The following is a 24,469-nucleotide window of genomic DNA, read 5'->3' as shown; positions in this document are numbered from 1 at the left end:
CACGTGGACCGTCTGGCTGTTCGCTGCCTTCTTCGGCTGACCGGGGACAACCCGATCGTCGACGATCACCGCGTGCACGGGGTGCGCACGCTGCCCGGAGTGACCTTCCTCGACATCGTGTACCGCCTGCTCGGCGAGCGCGGTATCGAGCCGGGCGGCGCCGGGCTCAGCGACGTTCTCTTCGTCGAGCCGCTCACCACCACCGAGGACTTCGACCGGGAGGTCACGGTCCTGCTCGAACCGGACGGCGACGTAACACTTGTCACCGCGACCAGCCGACGCGTTCACGACGGCGCTCCGGCCGACGACGGGCAGACCACGCACTTACGGGCCACCCTCCGCGTCGGCCTGCCGGCCCTGACCGGATCGCCGAGTCCGGCGGGAGCCGCACCGCCGCGCGACATCGGCGAGGTCTACACGATCGGCAGGTCGGTCGGGATCGAACACCGTGACTTCATGCGCTGTCACGGCACGATGCGGGTCGCGACCGGCGCGGTACGGGCGCAGCTCGCGCTCGGCGCCGAGGCGCGGGCCACGGCGGACGACTTCATGCTGCACCCGGCCCTGCTCGACGGGTCGACCATGCAGGCGTACGCACTGGCGTTCGCCGAGGCCGGAGCCGACGAGCGGCCGCTGATCCCCCTGCACATCGGAGAGTTCCGCGCGGTGCGGCCGCTCGGCGACACCTGCACGGTGGAGATGCGGCTCACCCCGGCGGGCCCGGCCGCCGACATCGTCAAGGCCGACATCGACCTGTACGACGCCTCGGGCGCGCCGGCCGCCCGATTCATGGGCCTGGTCCTCAAGCGGGTCCGCTCCACCGAGGCCATCACCCGGCTCACCGCCTCGGCGACCGCGGCCCCCGCGCCCGTGGCCGCTCCCACGCCCGCGCCGGGCGCCTCGCTGCGCGCCGAGATCGTCGAGCTGGTCCGGCAGGTCGCGGCCGACCCGGACCTGCTGGAGGTGGAGGGTGACCGCGGCTTCTACGACCTCGGTCTGGAGTCGACGGACCTGCTCGCCCTGGTGCGCTCCTTCGAGGAGCGGTGGAACATCACGCTCTACCCGACGCTGCTGTTCGAGTACCCCACCGTCGACGCGGTCACGGACCACCTGGCCGGCCTGATCCCGGACCGGCCGCGCACCGAGGCGCGGCCGCCCGACGACACCCCGGCGACCACCGCTTGCCTGACCGGTACATGGCAGCCGGCGGCCTGGCCGGACCGGCCGTCGATCGGGTCCCTGCTGGTCATCGGCGACGCCCGGCTGCGGCCGGATCAGATCACCGCCCGGCGCGGCCCGGCTTTCCGGCGGCTGGGAGAGCGAGAGTACGAGCTGCGCCCCGACGCGCCGGACGACCTGCGAGCCCTGCTGGCCGACCTGCCCGGCGCCCCGGACTCGGTGGTGCACCTCGGCCCGCGGGCCGGCGACGACCTACCGGAGGGGGTGGAGACCGCGTGCCGGGAGATGCTGGCGCTCGCCCAGGTGCTGCTGGACGCCCCGGTGCCGGTGGTGCACGTCGCCCAGCCGCTGGTCGCCGCGGCGGTGGCCGGAATGGCCCGCACCATCCGTCTGGAGCAGCCGCGCCTGGCCGTGACCGCGGTGGAATGCGTCGGCGACCTCGATCCCCGGGCCGTTCTCGCAGAACTGTCCGGCAACGACGAGACCTGGGTCCGGCACGACGGTGGCCGGCTCGTGCGTCGCTACCGCGACGCGGCGCCCGGCGGAGCACGGCCGCTCCGGCCCGGCGGTGTCTACCTGATCACCGGTGGCGCGGGCGGCCTGGGCCGGGCGCTCACCGCGTCCTTCACCGCACAGGGCGCCACGGTGGTACTCGCCGGGCGTACCCTGTCCAGGGAGGTGCCGAACGCCGAGTTCGTACGCGCCGACGTCACCGTGGCCACCGACGTGCGGGCCTTGGTCGACGGGATCGTCGCCCGGCACGGCCGCCTCGACGGGGTGGTGCACGCCGCCGGGGTCCTCAGGGACGGCCTGCTGGCCGGGAAGTCACCGGACGACCTGTCGGCGGTGCTGGCGCCCAAGGTGCGAGGCACCTTGCTGCTGCACGACGCGACCCGCCATCTCGGCCTGGACTTCTTCGTCGCCTTCTCGTCGGTGACCGGTGTCGCGGGCAACGTCGGGCAGGCGGACTACGCCGCGGCGAACGCCTTCGTCGACGCGTGCGCCCGTGAGTACGGGTTCACCTCGGTCGCCTGGCCGCTGTGGGCGGACGGGGGCATGCGCACCGACGCGGCGACCGAGGCGGTGTTCCGGCGGCAGGGACAGGTTCCGCTGCCGACCGACGCGGGCCTCGCGATGCTCGACGTGATCCGGGACCACCGGGGCGGCGAGGTCGTCGTGCTGCACGGACGACCCGACCACGCCCGCCGGGCTCTGGAACTGCGCGAGCCGGAGACCAGTTCCGTGGCCACGATCCCGGAACCATCCGTGGCCGCAATTCGGAATACTTCCGCGACGACCGTTCGGGAACGCCTCGCGGCAACCGCGGGCGATCCGCAGCCGTCCGGCCGGGACATCGCCGTGATCGGCGTGGCGGGCCGCTATCCGATGGCTCCCGACCTGGACCGGTTCTGGGCGAACCTGCTCGACGGACGCGACTGCGTCACCGAGATCCCGGAACAGCGCTGGCGGCTGGCCAGCTTCTTCGAACCGGAGCGGGCCGCCGGGCGCTCGTACAGCAAATGGGGCGCCTTCCTGGACGGGATCGACGAGTTCGACCCCGCGTTTTTCCGAATCACCCCGCGCGAGGCCGAGGGCATGGACCCGCAGGAACGGTTATTCCTCCAGACCGCGTGGCACGCGTTGGAGGACGCCGGCATCCCCCGCGCCGCGGTGGCCGGCCGGCCCGTGGGCGTGTTCGCCGGCGTCATGTTCACCCAGTACCAGATGCTCGGCCTCGGCGCCGAGGACCGGCTGCCGGTGCTGCCGACGTCGTTCACCTCGGCGGTCGCGAACCGGGTCTCCTACTTCCTCGACGCGCGCGGTCCCAGCCTCGCGCTGGACACCATGTGCTCGTCGTCGCTGACAGCGCTGCACCTGGCCTGCGAGAGCCTGCGCTCCGGAGAGAGCGAACTGGCGCTGGCCGGCGGCGTGAACCTGATCGTCCACCCGTACAAATACCTGCACCTGAGCCAGGTCGGGTTCGTCTCGACGGACGGGCGGTGCCGGGCCTTCGGCGCCGGCGGCGACGGGTACGTTCCCGGTGAGGGCGTCGGTGTCGTCGTCCTCAAACCCCTGGCAGCCGCCGTGGCGGACGGCGACCGCGTGCTCGCGGTGATCAAAGGCAGCGCGGTCAACCACGGCGGGCGCGCCAGCGGCTTCTACGTCCCGAACCCGACGGCGCAGGCGGACGTGATCCGGCAGGCGCTGCACCGCGCCGGCGTGGACCCGGCCACGGTGAGCTACCTGGAGGCGCACGGCACCGGCACCGCCCTCGGCGATCCGGTGGAGATCTCCGCGCTCAGCCAGGTCTTCGGAACCGGCGACACTCGGCTCGGCTCGGTGAAGTCCGGCATCGGGCACCTGGAGTCCGCGGCCGGCATCGCCGGGCTGACCAAGGTGCTGCTGCAGCTGAGGCACCGCACCCTGGTGCCCTCGCTACACGCACGACCGGCGAACGAGGCGATCGAGTGGGAGCACTCCCCGCTCAGCGTCCAGCAGGACGTCGGCCCGTGGCACACCACCGGCGACGTGCCCCGGCGCGCCGGCATCAGCGCGTTCGGCGCCGGGGGCAGCAACGCCCACCTCGTCGTCGAGGAGTACCCGACACCGGCACCGGGCACCGGAGACGGCCCACAGGTGGTGCTGCTGTCCGCGCGCACCCCGCGGGCCCTGCGCCTGCTCGCCGAGCGCTACGCCGAGCTGCCCGCCGGGGACCAGTTGGCGGACCTGGCCGACGCGGCCGGGCTCGCCGACGCCGACCGGGACGCCTCCTTCGAGGAGTTGGGCCTGGACGCGGACGATCTGCGCCGGCTGATGCAGGCCGTGGCCGCCCGAAGCGAAGGACAGCCACCCCGGGTGGATGCCCAGTCGAGCCTGTCCGCCCTGGCCGCTGCACTGGGCGGCGTCTCGCTGGCGGACATCGCCCACACCACGCAGGTCGGGCGCGACGCGATGACCGAGCGGCTGGCCGTGGTGGCCGCCGACGTCGAGGAACTCCGCGCGGCGCTGCGGGGCTTCCTGAACGGTGACGAGTCGCGCGTCCACCGGGGACGCGCCACGGAGCCGGTCGACGCGCCCGCGTCGGCCGACCCGGACACGCTGGCCGCGGCCTGGGTGAAGGGCGCCGCCCCGGACTGGGGCGTGCTGCACCGCGAACGGCGGGCCCACAAGATCTCCCTGCCCGGCTACCCGTTCGAGCGGGTGCGCTGCTGGGTCGGGACGGGCACCGACGGAACCGGCGCCACCGGCTCGGGCACCGCTGATGCGCCCGACGTGGCGGCGCCGCGCCCAGAGCCGGTGTCGCTGGGCGCCGACGTTCCGCGGTGGGAACTCTGTCCCGCCCCCGAGCCGGTGACGCCGGACGGCCCGGTCGTGGTGCTCTACGCACCGGAACGGATGAGACTGGCCGCCGAACTGGCCGCCCGGAATCCCGGCGCGCAGCTCGTCGAGATCGGCGGCCGGGTGACCGAGGACCCGCGGGTGGTCTACCTGCTCACCGGCCCGGCGCCCACGGCCGGATCCGAAGCCGCGCGGGTCGCCGGCGGGGAAGCGGCCGGGGTCCGGGCGCTGGCCGCGTACGCCCGCCGCTGGGCACATCTGCACGAGATCGACTGGATCGTGGTCACCGCAGGGGCGGCCGCCGCGCCCGGACGGCGGCTCACCGACCCGTACGCGGCCGGGGTCCTCGGCTTCGCCCGGGTCCTCGAGAACGAACACCGCAGGTGGTCGGTCGCCGTCGTCGACCTCGACCCGGCCCACCTGACCTCGGACGTGCTGGCCCCGGCGCGGCGCGGAACCCGGATCGCCTACACCGGGACGGCCGCGCACCGGCAGGTGCTGTGCGAGGCCCCCGCCCCGCACGGCCCCGAGCTGCTGCGCCGGGGCGGCCGCTACCTGATCATCGGTGGCGGCGGCGGTATCGGCCTGGCCCTGGCCCGCAAGCTGGTCGTGGAGTGGGACGCGGAGGTGGTGCTGGTGGGCCGCCGGGAGCGTCCCGACCTCGCGGCCGAGCACCGGATCCGCTACCTCCGCGCCGACGCCGGCGACGCCGGGCAGCTCGCCGCGGTACTGGAACAGGCCGGCCAGGTGCACGGGATCATGCACGCGGCGATGGTGCAGCGCTCCCGTCTGGTCCGCGACCTCTCCGACGACGATCTCGCCGAGAGCCTGGCGGCCAAGTCCGGTGTCGCCGCCGCTCTGGTGGACACGATCGGCGCATCGGAACTCGACTTCCTGCTCTTCTTCTCCTCCGCCCAGTCCTTCCTCGGCGAGCCCGGCCTGGGCAACTACGCGGCCGGATCAACCTTCCTGGACGCCTACGCGCACACCCTCGACGAACGCCTGCCGTACCCGGTCCGGGCTGTCGACTGGGGCTTCTGGGGCACGGTCGGCTCAGTTGCCACCGAGAAGCACCGCGCCGAACTGACCGCCGCCGGATTCCACTCCATCACCCCCGACACCGGCTTCACCGCGCTGACCGAGGCGCTGCGCCGGCCGGCTCCGCAGCTCCTGGTGGTGCCCGGCACCGCCGCACTGCGGAAGCGGATGACCCCCAGCGAAGGGACGACACCGGCCGTGACACCTGCCGACGGGCTGTTGACCAGCGCCGACCTGCGGGTCGTCGACGACTTCCACGCCGTCGACGAGAAAATGACCGCCATCGCCCGCGGTGCACTGCTGGCCGTGCTGCACGAGATGGGCGCCTGGGACGGACCCGACCCGGATGCGGCTGAGGTCGCCCGCCGGGTGGGTGTCACCCCCCGCTACGACCGCCTGCTGCACACCCTGCTGACCATGCTCGCCGACGACGGGGTGCTCACCGTCCACCAGAACCGGTTCCGGCCGGATCGGGCCGCGCTGACCGAGGCCCTCGCTGGTGGTCACGCCGAGCGCCTCGGCGAACTGGCCGCGGCCAACCCGGCGTCCGCGGTCTTCGTCGAGCTGCTGCGCCGCTGCCTCGACCGCTACCCGATGCTGCTCCGCGGCGAGTTGCTCGCCACCGACCTGCTGTTCCCCGCCTCGGGCACCTCCGCGATGGAGCGGATCTACCGGGACAACCCGATCAGCGACCTGTACAACGACGTGCTCACCGCGAGGCTGCTGGAGCACGTCGGCCGCCGCCGGGAGCAGCTGCGCCCCGGCGAGCGGATCCGGATCGTCGAGGTCGGCTCGGGCACCGGCGGCACCACCGCCGGTCTGCTGCGCGCCCTGGCTCCCCATGGCGAGCACCTGGAGTACTGGTACACCGACCTGTCGGCGGCGTTCCTGGCCCACGGCCGCCGAGAGTTCGGCGCGCGGTACACCTTCGTACGGTTCAAGCGCCTGGACCTCGACACCGACCCGGTCACCCAGGGCTTCCCCGCGGACGGCTTCGACCTCGCCGTCGGCGCAAACGTCCTGCACGCCACCTCGGACGTGAGCCGCGCCGTGCGGCACCTGCGCATCATGCTGCACACCGGCGGGCAATTGCTGCTCAACGAGCTGACCACGGTCACCCTGGCCGCCACCGTCACGTACGGACTGTTCGACGGCTGGTGGGCACACACCGACACACACCTGCGGCTGCCCGGATCACCGCTGCTGAACGTGGCCGGCTGGAACGCAGTGCTGACCGGCGCCGGCTACGACCGGTTCCGGGCCCTGCCCACGGACGGCGAGACCAGCCGTAACTTCCAGCACGTCGTCGTGGCCACCGCCGCGGCACGAGCCACCGAACCGGCACCGGCGCCGGCACCCGGGCGGGTCACGGCGCAGCAGGCCCCGGCACACGACGGCGCCTCGTTCACCGCTGAGCTGCTGGCACTGACCTCGGCGGCCTCCGGCATCCCCGTCGGGAATCTCGACCTGGACACCGAGATCGGCGACTACGGGTTCGACTCGGTCAGCTACAGCCTGCTCGCCGGGCGTCTCAACGACACCTTCGGTTTCGACGTGACGCCCACCCTGTTCTATGAGACCGCCACCCTGCGTGCGCTGGCCGCCCGGCTCGAGCGGGACTACGACGCCACCCTGAGTGAACGGTATGCGCAGGCCGTACCGGAGACGGCGGAAGCCGAGGCGCCGCCGCGCCCCGCGCCGCGGACCGGAACCGACGACCTGATCGCGGTGATCGGGATGGCCGCGCGGCTGCCCGGCAGCCGCGACCTGGACGACTTCTGGAACCACCTGATCGCTGGGGACGACCTGGTCACCGACGTGCCCGCGGACCGGTGGGACTGGCGATCCCTGCCCGCTGACGTACCCGCCCGGCGCGGCGGCTTCATCAGCGACGCCGACATGTTCGATCCGCTGTTCTTCGGGATCTCGCCGCAGGAAGCCGCCGGCATGGACCCCCAGCAGCGGCTGCTGCTGGAGGGCGTGTGGACCGCGCTGGAGGACGCCGGCCTGCCGCCCGGCACGCTCGCCGGCCGGTCGGTCGGGCTGTTCGTCGGCGCGGGATCCAGCGACTACGACGAGATCCGGCGCCGCTCGGACGTGCCCGTCGACGCGCACGCGGCCACCGCGACCGCGCACTCCATCCTGGTCAACCGGGTGTCCTACCTGCTGGATCTGCGCGGGCCGAGCGAGCCGGTCAACACCGGCTGCTCCAGCTCCCTGGTCGCGATCCACCGCGCCGCCGCGGCGATCCGCTCCGGGGAGTGCGACGTCGCGGTCGCCGGAGGCATCAACCTGATCCTGTCGCCGCACAACCACCTGCTGCTCAGCCGCACCGGCATGCTCAGCCCGTCCGGGCGGTGCCAGGCGTTCGACGCCCGCGCGGACGGATTCGTCCGGGGAGAAGGGCTGGGCCTGGTCGTGCTGACCCGGGCCGGCGCGGCGGGTCGGCACCGGGTTCGGGGGCTGCTGCGCGGCTCCGCGGTCAACCACGGCGGCCGGGCCCGTTCGCTGACCGCGCCCAACCCCGCCGGGCAGGCCGCGATGATCGTGCGCGCCTACACGGCGGCCGGCGTCGACCCGGCCACCGTGGGATACCTGGAGACCCACGGCACGGGCACTGAGCTGGGCGACCCGGTCGAGATCAACGGGTTGCGGCTGGCCTTCGACGAGCTGGCGCGCCGTCACGGTGGGCTGCTGCCCGGCGAGCCGTTCTGCGGACTGGGCGCGGTCAAGGCGAACATCGGGCACCTGGAGTCCGCCGCCGGCATCGCCGGGCTGCTCAAGGTCCTGCTGGCGATGCGCCACGGCATCCTGCCGCCGGTGGCCGGGCTCGGGGAGCCGAACCCGCACCTGCGGCTGGAGGGCAGCCCGTTCCAGCTGATCCGGCAGGCGACACCCTGGCACCGCCCGCCGGGCGGCGGCAGGCGCCGCGCCGGGGTCAGCTCCTTCGGCTACGGCGGGGTGAACGCCCACGTCGTGGTGGAGGAGCCGGACGAGCCGGCGGTCCCGGCGGCGTCGGCGGGTCCGCTGGTGTTCCCGCTCTCGGCCCGGACCCCCGAGGCGTTGCGCCGCTACGCGACCGCCCTGCGTGCCGCCCTGGACTCGGATGTCGAACTGGTGGACGTGGCCCACACGCTGCAGCACGGCCGGGACGCGATGACCGAGCGGCTGGCGGTGACCGCCGCCGACCGGCCGACGCTCGTCGCGGCCCTCGGCGCGGCGATCGACGGCACCGGCCACCCCGCGCTGGCCCGCCCCGATGGTGTCACACCGGCCGACCGGTGGGTGGCCGGAGCCGAGGCCGTCTGGCCGGACACCGGCGGCACGCTGATCCCACTGCCCACCTACCCGTTCGAGCGACGCCGGTGCTGGATCGGCGCGCGGCCGGAGGAGCCTCCCGTGCCCGGTGAGCCGGCGGGCGCCTACGCGCCGCGCTGGCAGCGCATCGCGGACGTGGGCACTCGCCCGCCGGCCGACGGACCGGTCTGGCTGCTCGGCGGCGACGACTACCCGGCGAGCGACGTGCACCGGGTCACCTCCACGTCGTTGGAGTCGCTGCCCACGCCCGCCGTCGTGCACGCGGTCGTCACTGGGGGCGAGCCCGCGGTCCGGGAGCTGTTCCGGGTGATCCGGCATCTGCAGACCCGGCCGGCCGGCGCGGGCGAGCTCACGCTGACCGTGGTCACCCGCGCCGCCACGGCGGTGGACGGGCCGATCACCGACCCGGTCGCGGCGGCCGCGCACGGACTGGTGAAGTCGGCCCGCCGGGAGTGCGAGAGGTGGCGGATCAGCGCGATCGACGTCGGACCCGGCGACGCCACCACCGTCGCCGCCGCCACGCCGGGCGACTATGCGCTGCGCTCGGGCCGCTGGTACCAGCGGGTGCTCCGGCCGCTCGACGACACCGGTACCCGGCCGGTGTTTCGCGACGGCGGGACGTACGCGCTGGTCGGCGGCGCTGGGGACGTCGGCCTGGACCTGGCCGAGCACCTGGTCCGGGAACACCGCGCAAGGGTGGTGCTGATCGGCCGGACCCGCCCGGAGGGCGCCCGGGCCGCCCGGATCGCCGCGTTCGACCCGACCGGCACGTCCGTGGAGTTCCACCAGGCGGACGCTCGCGACGCGGAACGGATACGGGCGGTGTTCGACCGGGCCGGCGTGATCCACGGGGTGGTGAACGCGGCAACGGTGGTGCGGGACCGGTCGCTGGCGGCGCTGGACGAGGACTGGTTCGCCGAGGGGCTGACCGCGAAGACCCGTACCACGCTGGCGATCGCCGAGGCGATCGACGGCCGCGACCTGGACTTCTTCGCGATCTTTTCCTCGCTGCAGTCGTTCCTGGGCAATCCGGGCCAGGCCGCGTACGCCGCCGCCTGCACGGCCCAGGACGCGATCGGGCAGGCACTCGCCGCCCGTCTGCCCTTCCCGGTCCGCGTCCTGAACTGGGGGCCGTGGTCGGGCTCGGCGCTCACCGAGCGCCACCGGGGCCGGCTGGCCGCGGCCGGTCTTCATCCACTCCCGCCCCGCACGGGCATCGAGGCACTGGCCGACGTGCTCGGCCGACAGGAGGTTCAGGTGGTGGTCGTGTCGGGTACCGAGCAGGCGCTGGCCGGAATCGGCGTGCGGACGCCCGACCCGGAGCCGGCTCCGCCGGCTGTCACGACGGCCGTTCCGCAGCCCGTTGCGCCGGGCGCCGAACCGTGGCGTGCGGCGGTGGCCGCCGACCTGCTGGCTCTGCTGCGCGGCGTGGCCGGGCTGAGAAAAGACGAGCTGACCGAGGGCGACCAGCTCAGCCGGTTCGGCTTCGACTCCATCATGTACACCAAGCTCAGCCACCAGGTGAACGTGCGCTGGGACCTGGACGCGACCCCGGCGGCGTTCTTCGGGGTGGCCACCGCCGGCGAGCTGGTGGCGAAGATCATCGAGGAGTACGGGGAAGAGCTGGCCCGCCACTACCTTTCTGCGGCACCCACCACTCCGGTCGCCGCTCCGGCTTCGGCTGTGCCACCCGGGGACGTCTCTTCTTCCTCCGGGCTCCTCCCGTCTTCCGCGCCCGTCCCGTCTTCCGGGCTTCTCCCTGCCTCCGGGCCCGTCCCGTCTTCCGGGCTGTTCGCGGGCACCGGAGCCGCCGGCGTGGCGGAGCCCGCCCGTGTCGACGGCGTCGCCATCGTCGGCATGGCCGGTCTGCTGCCCGGCTCGGACGACCTGGACGAGTTCTGGGCCCACCTGGCCGCCGGCGACGACCTGGTCACCGAGATCCCCGCGGACCGCTGGGACTGGCGGCGCATCCACGGCGACCCCGAGCCGGGGGAATTCCGCACCACCGCCCGCTGGGGCGGGTTCTTGCGCCGAGTGGACCTGTTCGACGCGGACTTCTTCGGCATCTCGCCCACCGAGGCGGTCGCGATGGACCCGCAGCACCGGCTGGTGCTCGAAGCGACCTGGACGGCGATCGAGGACGCCGGTATCCGGCCCTCCGACCTGGCCGGCACCGACACCGGCGTCTTCGTCGGCAGTAGCACCTACGACTACTTCGAGCTCCAGCACGCGCTGGGGGTGCCGCTCGACGGGTACAGCACCGTCGGCCGGGCGCACGCCATCCTGTCCAACCGGGTGTCCTACCTGCTGGACCTGCACGGCCCGTCCGAGACGATCGACACCGCCTGCTCGTCGTCGCTGGTCGCCGTGCACCACGCGGCGGAGGCGATCCAGCGGGGGGAGTGCACGGTCGCGCTGGCCGGCGGCGTCAACGTGATCGCGTCGCCGACGCTGTTCGTCGACATGAGCCAGGCCGACATGCTCAGCCCCGACGGCCGCTGCCGCGCCTTCGACGCCCGCGCCAACGGCATCGCCCGCGCCGAGGGGGTGGGTGTCGTGGTGCTCAAGCGGCTCAGCGCGGCCCTCGCGGACGGAGACGTCATCCACGGCGTACTGCGCGGCAGCGCGATCAACCACGGTGGGCGCAGCAACTCGCTCACCGCGCCGAACCCGGCCGCCCAGGCCGCCTGCATCGTGGCGGCGCACCACCGCGCCGGGACCGACCCGCGCACGGTGACCTACGTGGAGACCCACGGGACCGGCACCGAGTTGGGCGATCCGGTCGAGATCGAAGGCCTCAAGACCGCCTTCCGGCGGCTGTACGCCGATCACGGCACCGACGGCACCGGGCACCGGGTCGCGCTCGGCGCGGTGAAGAGCAACACCGGTCACCTGGAGGCGGCCGCCGGCGTGACCGGGCTGATCAAGGTGCTGCTCGCCATGCGGCACCGCGAGTTGCCCGGCAACCCGCACCTGGAGACGCTCAACCCGCACCTGCGTCTCGACGGCAGCCCGCTGCACGTGCTGCGCGACCGTGAGCCGTGGCGGCGCGTGACCGGCCCGGACGGCACCGAGGCGCCACTGCGTGCCGGGCTGAGCTCATTCGGTCTCGGCGGTGTCAACGCGCACCTTGTGCTGGAGGAGTTCCGCACCCGGCCGAGCGCCGGTCGTACCGGGCCGTACCTGTTCGTGCTGTCCGCCCGCAACGCCGAACGGCTGCGTGGCGACGCCGAGAACCTGGTCCGCTGGGCGCGGGACGCCAACGAGGTGGACCCGGCCGCCCTGGCCTACACGCTGCAGACCGGCCGGGAGGTCTTCGCCGAGCGGCTCGCCGTGGTCGCGGACGACCTCGCCGGGCTGGTGAAACGCCTGGAGGAGTGGCTGGCCGGTGTGACCGCCGACGGCGTCAGCGCGGGCGACGGGCAGGGGACGGGCACGGCGCTGCTGCTGGACGGCCCCGAGGGACGCCAGTATCTGCGCACCGTGGTGGCGGCCGGCAAGCTCGACAAGATCGCCCGGCTGTGGGTGGACGGCGTCGCGATCGACTGGGCCGAGCTGTGGCCGGGGGAACCGATCCGCCGGGTTCCGGCGCCGACCTCCGCCTTCGCCCGGCAGAGCTACTGGATCACCCCCGGGCCACGATTCGACCAGGCTCAGGCCGCCGCGGCCGGGCTCGCCGGAATCGATCAGGATCAGGCCACCGACACATGGCCCGAGCCCGCGGCGGCCGTACCGGCACCTCCGTCCGAGCCGGCACCCCCGTCCGAGCCGGCGCCGACACCGGTCGGAACGGACGCCGAAGGCGACCCGGAGGCAGCTGTGCGCGACCACGTCCGCACCCTGCTCGCCGCGCACCTGGGCATGGCACCGGACCGTCTGCCACCCGACCGGGTGCTGTCCGACGTCGGTGTGGACTCGCTGGGCCTGCGCCGCCTCAGCCGCCGCCTCGGCGCCGCCTACGGAGTCGACATACCCGCCCGCATGTTCGGCGTCGGGCAGACCGTGCGCGCTCTGGCCCAGGCCGTGCACGACAAGTACGGACCGCTGCCCGCAGCCGCCGTGCCCGAGCCGACCCCCACGCCGGTCGCCGCCAACGGAGTCGGCGCCCTGCTGGCCGGGCTGCGCAACGGATCGGTCACGGTCGACGACGCGCTGGCCGAGCTGCGGCAGGGAACTGTCCGATGAGCCCGGCACTGCGCGACGTCCTCGCCGCGGTCGCCTCCGGTGAGTTGCCGGACGAGATCGCCGAGTCGCTGCTGCGCGGCCTGACCGATCCGGCGCCGGTGCCGGAGCCGGGGCCGTACCCGCTCAGCCGCGGCCAAGCGGCGCTCTGGGCGATCCACGCGAGTCGGCCCGGCACCACCTCCTACAACCTGCCGCTGGGGCTGTGGCTGGGCGACGGGATCGACCCGGACGTGCTCACCCGGGCCCTGATCGCCGTCGTGGAGCGGCAGCCGGGGCTGCGGATCGCCGTCCGACTGGACGGGACCACGCCGGTGCAGGAGATCACCGAACGCCCCGCCGAGGTGGTCCGGCTCGACCTCCGGCACGTCACCGACGGGGAGTTCGCCGCGCGCGTCCGGCGCCTGGTGCACACCCCGTTCGACCTGGAGCACGATCCCCTGCACCGGATGTGGCTGATCGCGGCGCCCGGCGGCCGGACACTGCTGCTCCTGGTGTTCCACCACATGATCACCGACGGGATCTCCAGCCACCTGCTGCTGCGCGACATCGTGGCCTGCCACGACGCGCTGGCCGGTCGAGGCGTTCTGCCGCCGGTCGAGCCGGCCACCCCGTACCACGAGTTCGTCCGTCGCCAGCGGGAACTGCTCGACGGGCCGGAGGCCGAGACACACCGCCGCTGGTGGCTCGACCGGCTGGCCGGTGCCTCCAGCGGTCCGGTCCTCGACGCGATCACCGATCGGCACCGGGTCGAGCCGCCCACCGCCGACACCGGCGCGATGGTGCAGTTCCGGCTGCCGGAGGCGACCTGGGCGTCCGTCCGCCAGGTCGCCGGCGCGGCCGGGCTGACCCCGTTCAGCGTGCTGCTGGGTGCCTTCGCCGCACTGCTGCACCGGCACTCCGGTCACCGCGACATCAGCGTCATGGTGCCGACCGACGGCCGGATCTCCGAGCGGTTCGACCGCACCGTGGGGTACCTGATCAATCCGGTGGTGGTACGGGTCGACTGCGACCCGCAGCGCAGCCTCGCCGAGCTGATGACCGCCGTGCACGACCACATGGCGCAGGCCGAGGAGCACAGCTCCTACCCGTTCGCCGCCGTGGTCGGTGACCTGCGCCGCGCCGGCGGCACCGCGGTCTCCTTCGACATCGGCTTCTACCTGCAACAGGGCGTCGGCGGCGACCAGGACATGGCCGCCGGGCAGACCGTCTTCCACGACGCCCTCGAGCTGACCCAGGAGGGTGAGAACCCGCTGGTCGTCGAGGTGGTGGTGCGCGGGTCGGAGGCGTTGGTCCACATCAAGTACGACCGTGAGCTGTTCGACCCGGCCACGGCCGAACGCCTGGCCGAGCACTACCGGCTGCTGCTGGAAACCGTGGCCGCCGATCCGCGGCAGCTGATCGGCGATCTGCCTCTCACCACTGCGGCGGAACGCGCCCTCGTCGACCGGGCCAACGACACCCGTGCCGCCCGGCCGCGCGACGTGACCGCGGCCGGCCTGGTGCTGGCCCGCGCGGCGTCGGCCCCGGAGCGCGTCGCGGTGGTGGACGCCGACGGTGCCATCAGCTACGGCGAACTGGCCCGGCGGGTGCACGCACTGGCGCGAACCCTCGGCGAATCCGGCGTGGGCCGCGGCGACCTGGTCGGTGTGCTGTCCGGCCGGCGAGCCGCCATGATCGTGGCGATGCTGGCGGCGCACACCGCCGGCGCGGCCTACGCGCCGCTCGACCCGGACTTCCCGGCCGCCCGCCTCGCGCACATCTGCACCGACGCCGGTCTCGCCGCGGTCCTCGTCGACCCGGCGTACGCCGACCGCCTGCCGGCCGGGACACCTGGCGCCCGCATCCCGCTCGGTGACCCGGGCGACGCCGTCCCGGGCACGCCGGTCGCCTGCCACGACGACGATCTCGCGTACGTGCTCTACACCTCCGGATCCACCGGCCGGCCCAAGGGCGTCGAGGTCACCCACGGCAACCTGGTGAACTTCCTCACCTCGATGGCGGACCGGCCCGGGTGCGCCGACGACGACGTGCTGCTGGCCGTCACCACGGCCGGGTTCGACATCGCCGGCCTCGAACTGCTGCTGCCGCTCACCCAGGGCGCGACCGTCCACATCGCGCCGACCGAGGTCACCCGGGACGGCTTCGCGCTGGCCGGCCTGCTCGACAGCAGCGGCGCGACCATCGTGCAGGCCACACCGGCCACCTGGCAGATGCTGCTCGCCGCCGGCTGGAGCGGGCGGGTACCCCGGCTGCTCTGCGGCGGGGAGGCGCTGAGCGCCGAGCTGGCGGCCGACCTGCTCGACCGCTCCGGCGAGCTGTGGAACATGTACGGCCCGACCGAGACCACGATCTGGTCCTCGGCGCTGCGGGTACGCCGCGACCGGCCGATCACGGTCGGCACGCCGATCGCGAACACGACGTTCCATCTCGCCGGGCCGGACGGTGGCCCGGTCCCGTTCGGCGCCACCGGGGAACTGCTGATCGGCGGTGACGGTGTCGCCCGCGGCTACCGCGGCCGCCCCGAACTGAACGCCGAGCGTTTCGTCGAGCAGGACGGGCAGCGGCGCTACCGCACCGGAGATCTGGCCCGGTGGACCGAGACCGGCGAGCTGCTGCTGCTCGGTCGCGCCGACCGGCAGATCAAGCTGCGCGGGCACCGGATCGAGCTCGGCGAGATCGAGGCGGCGATCCGGCGTACCGGTGTGACCGGCGAGGCGCGGGTGGTCCTGCGTGAAGAGCGGCCCGGGCATCCACGCCTGGTCGCCTTCGTCGTCGCCGAGCCCGCAGAAGCCGCGACGATCGCCGGGCGGATCGAGGAGTGGCTTCCGGCGTACATGATCCCGTCCCGGACCGTGCCGATGACCGGCCTGCCGATGACCCCGAACGCCAAGATCGACGCGGTCCGGCTCGCCACCGGCTCCCTGGACGAACTGATCCGCGAGTTCGGCCACGCCGAGAGACCGCGGGAGTCCCGGCCGAACGACAGCGGCCGGTTGCTGGCCACCCTGCGGGAGCTGACCGCGGGTGTCGCCGGGGTGGCGCCGCAGGACATCCCGGTGGACCGGCCACTCGGCGAGGCGGGCTTCGACTCGGTCGGTTTCACCCGGCTCGCGATGGCGGTCCGCACCCGCTTCGGCGTACCGGTCAGCCCCACGCTCTTCTACGCGCACCCCGCGCTCAGCTCGCTCGCGGCGCACCTCGGCGCGGACCGCCCGGACGCCTTCACCGAGACCGAAGCCGAGTTCGAGTCGGCCCGGGCGGCGGCCACCGTCCCGGCCTCTGGGCCCGCGGTACCTCCTGAGGCCCTCGGCTACCCGCCCGTGGCGATCATCGGCGTCGGCGGCCGGCTGCCGGCCTCCGGGTCGCTGCACGAGTTCTGGACCCACCTCGCCGAGGGCCGCGACCTCACCGCGCCGTACCCGCTGGAGCGCGGCTTCTCCGCCCGGGTGTTCCCGGAACGCTTTCGCGGCTCGTTCGTGCGCGACGTCGACGCCTTCGACGCGGGGCGGTTCCGGATCTCGCCGCGCGAGGCGGCCCAGATGGATCCGCAGCACCGACTCCTTCTGCACGCCGCGGACGAGGCCCTGCTCGACGCCGGACTCGTGCCCGCGGCACTGGCCGGCAGTCGTACCGGGGTGTTCGTCGGTCTCAGCGGCGCCGACTATCTGAGCCTGCTGGGCCCGGGCTCGCCGGAGATGGGCGATCACTTCCTGATCGGCAACGTCGCCTCGATCGCGGCCAACCGCATCTCCTACGTGTATGACCTGCACGGCCCCAGCGCGGTCTACGACACCGCCTGCTCCAGCTCCCTGGTGGCGATCCACCGCGCGGCCCGTGCTCTGCACCTCGGCGACTGCGAACTCGCCCTGGCCGGCGGCGCGAACCTGCTGCTGTCCCCGCACGGCTTCACCGGCCTGCGCCGCGCCGGAATGCTCAGTGCTGACGGGCGGTGCAAGACCTTCGACGAGCGCGCCGACGGCTACGGCCGGGGCGAGGGCGTGGTCCTGCTGGCGCTCAAACTGCTGGAGCGCGCGGTCGCCGACGGGGACCCGGTGCACGGCGTCCTGATCGGTTCGGCCGAGAACCACGGCGGCCACACCCACTCGCTGACCGTGCCCAACCCGCAGGCTCAGCGCGACGTCCTGCTCGCGGCGCACCGGGCGGCGGCGGTGCCGCCCGACACCATCGGCTACATCGAGGCGCACGGCACCGGGACACCACTCGGCGACCCGATCGAGGTGGACGCGCTGCGGGAGGCGTTCGGGCAGCTCTACCGCGACTGGGGGCGGCCGGTCGTGGAGGGGCGCACCGGGCTCGGCTCGGTCAAGTCCAACATCGGCCATCTGGAGGCCGCCGCCGGCGTCGCCGGAGTGGTGAAGGTGCTGCTGAGCATGCGGCACCGCCTGATGCCCGGCCTGGCCGACCTGGGCACCCCCAACCCGATGATCGACCTGGCCGGCAGCCCGTTCCGGCTCCAAGCCGAGACGCAGCCCTGGGAGCCGCCGGACGGCGTGCCGGCACGCGCCGGCGTCAGCTCCTTCGGCATGGGTGGCAGCAACGTACACGTCGTCGTGGCGGAAGCGGAGAAGCACTGATGGGTAACAGCACCGAGGACCGTGCCGCCCGGCTGATCGTCCTGTCGGCCGGCGGCCGCGACCAGCTCGACCGGTACCGGGCCGAGCTGGTCACCTGGCTGCAGGAGCACCCGGAGGCGGTCCTCGACCGGATCGAGAGCACCCTACGCACCGGCCGCGAGGAACTGGACGAACGCCTCGCCGTGGTCGTGACCAGCGTCGCCGAGCTAACCGAGCGGCTGCGCGACGGCACCGGGGTGGTCACCGGCACCGCCGTGCCGGCCACCGGCGAGCCCGTCCAGGCCTCGGATCTCCACGAGGCCGCCCGGCTCTGGGTCGCGGGTACCCCGGTCCTCTGGCCGGAGCAGGCGGGTCCGCGCCCGGCCCGGCTGTCACTGCCGCAGCCGCCGCCGGTGACCCGCCGGTACTGGATCAAACCGCCGGCCGCCCTCACCGCCGATCCGGCCGAGCGGCTGCTCACCGGCGACGAGTTCTTCCTGCGTGACCACGCGCTGGGGCAGGTGCGCATCCTGCCCGCCGTCGCGGCCCTGGAGTTCGCCGTCGACGCCGCCGCCCGCGCCGGGCACGGGCGCGCCACCGGCGTCGAGAATGTCCTCTGGGCCCGGCCCGTCCTGTTCACCGGCGAACCGGTCCGGGTACGGCTGCGGTTCGCGCCGGCCGCCGACGGTGTCGCCTACGAGCTGCGGCGCGTCGGCGACACCCCGGACGGCGAGCTGTGCTCGACCGGAACCCTGCGGTTCGGCGCCACCGCGCCGGCCCCGCCCCTCGACCTGGCCGCGATACGCGCCCGCCTGCCACGGGCCACCTCGGCCGACGACTGCTATGCGGTCTTCGCCGCGCTCGGCGGCGGGTACGGGCCGAGCCTGCGCGGGCTGCGGTCCATGCGTTCCGTCCAGGGCGAGGCGCTGGCCGAGGTCGCCGTTCCCGACGCCGCGGACCTGCCGTTCGACGACTTCACCCTGCACCCGTCCCTGCTGGACGCCATGCTGCAGGCGGCGCTCTGGACCGCCGCCAACCCGTCCGCGCCCCGGCCCCGCGAACTGCCCTTCTCCATCGACCGGGTGGAGATCCTCGGGCCGCTACCGGAACACGGGTACGCCCATGCCGTCGCCACCGCGACCGGCCACGACATCGCACTCGCCGACGCCGATGGCCGCATCGCCGTCCGGCTGCACGGTGTGGTCACCCGCGCCGTCAAGGACTCGGCCGACGCGGTGGACACCCACCTGCTGGCGCAGCGCTGGCAGGACGCCCCCGCTCGCCGCGGCGCCCCCGCTGCCGGCCGCACGGTGATCCTGGGGACCGGTGAGGACGGCCCCTTACCGAACTCCGGCCCGCTCGTGGTGGTCCGCCTCGGCGACGACGACCCGCTGCCCGGCCTGGTCCGGCTCTTCCGGACCTGGGCCGCGCAGCCGAACCGGCAGCCCATCCGGGTGCTGCACGTGTTCCGCCCGTCCGGTGCGGCCACCGACGCCCGCCTGCTGGCTCTGGACGGCATGGCGCGCAGTATCGCCAACGAGCACCCGGACTTCCGCGCCGCGGTGATCACGACCGATGGCGCCGACCTGCGGGCGGTCGCGGACGCCGAGGCCGCGGCGGACCACGAGTTCCGGGTCCGGTACACCGCCGCAGGCCGGCAGGTGGTCCGATGGGAGCCGATCGTCCCCGCCCCCGTACCGGCGCCGCTGACGCCTGCCGGGACGGTGCTGGTCACCGGCGGCGCCGGCGCGCTCGGCCGGCACCTCGTCAGCCACCTGGGTCCGTCGGCCCGTTACGTGCTCACCGGCCGGTCCGCCGACGCCGACCTGACCGCCCTGCGCGCCGCCGGGCTCGATGTCCACTACCTGCCCTGCGACCTGGGCGTACCGGGCGCGGCCGAGCGGCTGGTCGAGCGCATCCACCAGATGTTCGGCCCGTTGCGCGGGGTGCTGCACCTGGCCGGGGTCACCCGTGACTCGTTCCTGCTGCGCAAGACCGACGAGGACATCGCCGCTGTGCTGGGGCCGAAGGTCGACGGCACTCTCGCACTGGACCGGGCCACGGCTGCGGACCCGCTCGACTTCTTCGTCTGCTTCTCCTCCATGTCCGGCGCGGGCAGCCCGGGCCAGGCCGACTACGCGTACGCGAACCGTTTCCTCGATGCGTTCGCGGCCTGGCGTCGCGGAAGCGACCGGCCCGGCCGCAGCCTCAGCGTGCTGTGGTCGCTGTGGGCCGACGGCGGCATCCGGATGGACGCCGACGACACCACACAGGCCCGCATCGCCCGCCGCGCCGGGCTCCGGCCGCTGCCGACCGCGGACGCCCTGCGCGCTTGGGACCGGGCGCTGGGCCACGGCGGCGATCACGTGCTCGTGGCGCACGGCGAGCTGGACCGCATCCGCGGCCTGCTCGACGCGCCGGCGGCTTCGGCGCCGGTTCCGGCGCCGGAACCGGCGACCGCCACCGGCTCGCCCCTCGCGGCCGCCGAGGACTTTCTGCGCGGCGTGCTGGCCGAGGTCCTCGAATACCCGCCGGAGGACATCGACGCGGACACCGCGTTCGAGCAGTACGGCATCGACTCGCTGTTGATCATGGATCTGACCCGGCGGCTGGAGGACCACTTCGGATCACTGCCGAAGACCCTCTTTTTCGAATACCAGGAACTGCGGGGGCTCGCCGGCTGGTTCGCCGAGCAGCACGGCGGCCGCCTCGCCGAACTCACACCGGCGCCGACGTCGGCACCGGCGTCGGCGCCGGTCGTGGCAGCGGTACCGGAAGCCGCCCCGAGCGGCGACCGTCCCACGCCGCCCTCCGCGGACGCCCCGGAGCCCATCGCGATCATCGGCGTCGCGGCCCGGTTCGCCGGGTCCGACACCCTCGACGAGTTCTGGGCGAACCTGCGAGCTGGCCGTGACCTGATCACCGAGATTCCGGCGGACCGCTGGGACTGGCGCGACTACGACGAGGCCACCCCGGCGGACCGCGCCGCCGAGTACAGCCGGTGGGGCAGCTTTCTGCGCGGCATCGACCGGTTCGACCCGCTCTTCTTCGGCATCTCCCCGCGAGAGGCGGAGATCATCGACCCGCAGGAGCGACTGTTCCTGCAGACCGCCTGGCACGCCATGGAGGACGCCGGCCTCACCCGGACCGACCTGCGCGCCCGCCGCGTCGGTGTGTACGCCGGCGCCATGTACGGCCTCTACCAGCTCCACGAGGCCGCCGACGGCCGTATCGGCGCGTCGTCGCACGCGTCCATCGCCAACCGGGTCTCGTACACCCTGGGCGTGACCGGCCCCAGCCTGGGTGTGGACACCATGTGCTCCTCGTCGTTGACGGCCATCCACCTCGCCGTGCGCGACCTGCGTTCCGGCGAGGCCGAAATGGCCCTCGCCGGGGGTGTCAACCTTCACGTTCACCCGTACAAGTACCGGTTCCTCGGCCAGGGCAGCTTCACCTCCAGCGACGGCCGTTGCCGCAGCTTCGGCGCGGACGGCGACGGCTACGTGCCCGGCGAGGGCGTCGGCGCGGTGCTGCTCAAGCCCCTGTCGGCCGCCGTCCGCGACGGCGACCACATCCACGGCGTCATCCTGGGCAGCTCCGTCAACCACGGCGGCAAGACCAACGGCTTCACCGTGCCCAACCCGGTAGCCCAGAGCGACCTCGTCGAGCGGGCACTGGCCGAGGCCGGGTCCGCCGCCGCCACACTCGGCTACCTTGAGGCGCACGGCACCGGCACCGCACTGGGCGACCCGGTGGAGATCCGGGCCCTGGCCCGCGCGCTGGGCGCCTCCGGCCTGCCCCGGGGCAGCCTGCCGATCGGCTCGGTGAAGTCCAACATCGGCCACCTTGAATCGGCCTCCGGCATGGCCGGGCTCTGCAAGGTGCTCCTGCAGATGCGGCACGGGGAACTGGTGCCGTCGCTGCACGCCGACCCGGTCAACCCGAACATCGACTTCGACTCCACGCCGCTGCGGGTGCAGACCGAGGTGGCCCCGTGGCCGCGCCGGGACGGCCTGCCGCGCCGCGCCGGGATCAGTTCGTTCGGCGCGGGCGGAGCCAATGCCCACCTGGTCGTCGAGGAGTACGTTCCCGGGTCGGCGCCGGCCGCCGCACCGGGCCCCTGGCTCTTCCCGCTCTCCGCCCGCACCCCGGAGAGCCTGCGCGCGCTGGCCGAGCGGCTGGCCGACGCGGTGGAGAACGGCCTCGCCGACCGGCTCGCCGACGTGGCGTACACGCTGCAGCACGGCCGCGAGGCCTGGGCCGACCGCATGGTGGTGCTCGCCTCCACGGCGGACGAGCTGGCCGGTCGGCTGCGCGCGGGCACCGGAACCGGCGTGTGGACGGACAGCGTCCGCGGCCGTGCCGCCTCCCGCGCCGCCGCGCCGGCCGCCACGGACCCGGCTGGCCTGGCTGCCGCCTGGACCTCCGGCGCGACCGTCGCCTGGCCCGGCACCGGACGGCGGCTGCCGTTGCCTGGCTACCCGTTCGAGGAGCTGCGCTGCTGGCTCACCGAGCAGATGTGGGCGCCGTCGCCGGCCGGCCCGGCCACACATCCGCTGCTGGACGAGATCGAGCCGGCCGACAGTGTGGACGGCCTGACCTACCGCACCGCCTTCGCCCCCGCGCACCCGCTGATCGACGGGCACCGCGTCGGCGAACTGCGCCTGCTTCCCGCCGCGGCGGTCCTGGAGATGGCCCGGGCCGCCGCCGCGCACGCCGGGTACTCGGTGCCGGTCCGGCTGCGCGACGTCCGGTGGCTGCGTCCGCTCGTGGTCATCGAGGCCGCGGCCTCCGCCCGCACCCGGCTGCGCCGCGACGGCGCCGGCCTGGCCTTCACGCTGCTCGGCGACACCGGCGACCGGCTGGCCGAGGGCGTTGTCGAGGCGTTGGCCGACGACGTGCCGGAGCCCGTACCGGTCGAGCTGCTCCGGGCCGCCCTGCCGCACCGGCACGACGGCGCGGACCTCTACGCCGACCTGGCCGGAGCCGGCCTGGTCTACGGCCCGGCGCTGCGTGCCATCGAGTGGATCGCCGCCGGCGACGGCGAGGCGCTGGCGCGTCTGCGCGTGCCCGCCGAAGCCGCCCGGTTCGCCGACTGCGCCCTGCCACCCGCGCTGATCGACGGTGCCCTGCACACCTTCGCGGTGCTGCGCGACCGCGCCGACGGCCCGCCGATGGTGCCCTTCGCGCTCGCCGCCGCCGAGGTGTTCGGGCCGCTGCCCGAGCAGGTGTACGCCCATGTGCGTGCCGTCGGCCCGGACCGGTACGACCTGACCCTGACCGACCCGGCCGGCAACGTTCACGTCCGACTGCGCGACCTGTCCCTGCGCCCGGCTCCCGCACCGCGGACGTCCGACGCCGGGACCAGCGTGACCACCGGGCCCAGCGTGACCACCGGGCCTGCCGTGACCGCCGGCCCCGCCATGACCGAGCGACCGGTAGATGACCTGATGTACCTGCCCCGCTGGTCCCCGGCGCCGGCCGAGCCGTTCACCGCGCCGTTCACCGCGCCGTTGACCGCGCCCGGCTCGGACACCTGGCTGATCCGCCCGTCCTCCGCCGCGCCCCTCGCCGCCGCCCTCGCCACCCGGCTCGGCGGTTCCGTCACCGAGATCGAGCCCGAGCACTTCGTCGCACCGGCCGGGCGTCCCGGCCACGTGATCGTGCTCTCCGGCCCGGCGCAAGGGCGCACCGACGACCTCGCCGCCCTCGACCTCGCGCAGGAGCGCGGCGTCCTGGCCCTCTTCCGCGTCGCCAAGGCGCTGCAACGGTCCGGCGCACCGGTACGGCTGACGGTGGTCACCGAGGACGCGCTGAGCACCGGCACCGAACCGGTCCGCAACCCGTACGCGGCGAGCCTGCACGGGCTGGCCCTGTCCCTGGCCCAGGAGCATCCGCGCTGGCGGGTGACCGTGGTCGACCGCTCCTCGGCCGACCCGATCTCCCCGGATGTCCTCGACGTGCCGGCCGGCGGCCCGTACGCCCTGCGCGCCGGTGTCGTGCACCGGCGGAGCCTGGTCCCCGCCGCCCCCACGACGACGCGCGAGGCAATACGCCACGGCGGGGTCTACCTGATCCTCGGCGGTGCCGGAGGACTCGGCCTAGAGCTCACCGAGTGGCTGGTGCGCGGCTACCGGGCCAAGGTCGTGCTGGTGGGGCGCAGTGGACTCGACGCCGACCGCCGCGACCGGCTGCGCCGCCTCGACCCGGCCGGCGAGCTCGTCTCGTACCGGCGGGCCGACGCCACCGACCCGGCGGCGCTGGGCGAGGTGGTCGCGGCGGTCCGGGCCGAGCACGGCGCGCTGCACGGGGTCGTGCATGCCACGATCGTGCTGCGCGACCAGACCGTCGCCACGATGACCGAGGACACCTTCCGGGCCGTTCTCGACGCCAAGACCCGTACATCGGTGGCCCTGCACCGCGCCCTGGGCGCCGCCGACGGGCTCGACTTCGTCCTGTTCTTCTCCTCGGCGGTGGCCCTGTCGGGCAGCGCCGGGCAGGCCAACTACGCCGCCGGATCGACGTTCGAGGACGCGTTCGCACACCACCTCGACGACGTGCTGGCCGCCCGCTCGGCCGTCATCAACTGGGGTTACTGGGGCACCGTCGGCATCGTCGCCGACGACCGGCACCGCGAGCGCCTGGCCCGGACCGGGATCCACTCCATCACCCCGGCCGAGGGCATGGCGGCCGTGCACGACATGCTGGGCCGTACCGATCGGCAGGTCGTGGTGATCAAGGCGACCGCCGCCGTGCTCGCCGCTGCCGGAGTCGAACGGCCCGCCGCCGAGCAGGCCGGCGACGAGCTGGCACCCTCGGCGGCAGCGCTGCCGCCG

3 protein-coding genes are annotated in these 24,469 nt (G+C 74.2%); all 3 read left to right on the top strand.

The window, feature by feature from the left end; translation table 11 throughout:
• Nucleotides 1-3: 3 nt before the first annotated feature.
• Complete coding sequence (locus B7L92_RS13445) at nt 4-13,059, top strand: SDR family NAD(P)-dependent oxidoreductase (protein ID WP_081237641.1); 13,056 nt, start codon at nt 4-6, stop codon at nt 13,057-13,059.
• Entirely contained in the window at nt 13,056-17,654 is a 4,599-nt protein-coding gene (locus B7L92_RS13440; protein ID WP_081237640.1) for a non-ribosomal peptide synthetase, read from the top strand. Before B7L92_RS13445 ends, B7L92_RS13440 begins: the two co-directional genes overlap by 4 nt.
• Nucleotides 17,654-24,469 (top strand): SDR family NAD(P)-dependent oxidoreductase (locus B7L92_RS13435; RefSeq protein WP_143626315.1); only part of this gene is annotated, 6,816 nt, incomplete at its 3' end. The genes B7L92_RS13440 and B7L92_RS13435, both read left to right, overlap by 1 nt.

It is taken from the genome of Streptomyces viridosporus, from assembly GCF_002078235.1.
Classification (GTDB): domain Bacteria; phylum Actinomycetota; class Actinomycetes; order Streptomycetales; family Streptomycetaceae; genus Streptomyces; species Streptomyces viridosporus.
This window is presented reverse-complemented; position numbering and strand designations above follow the sequence as displayed.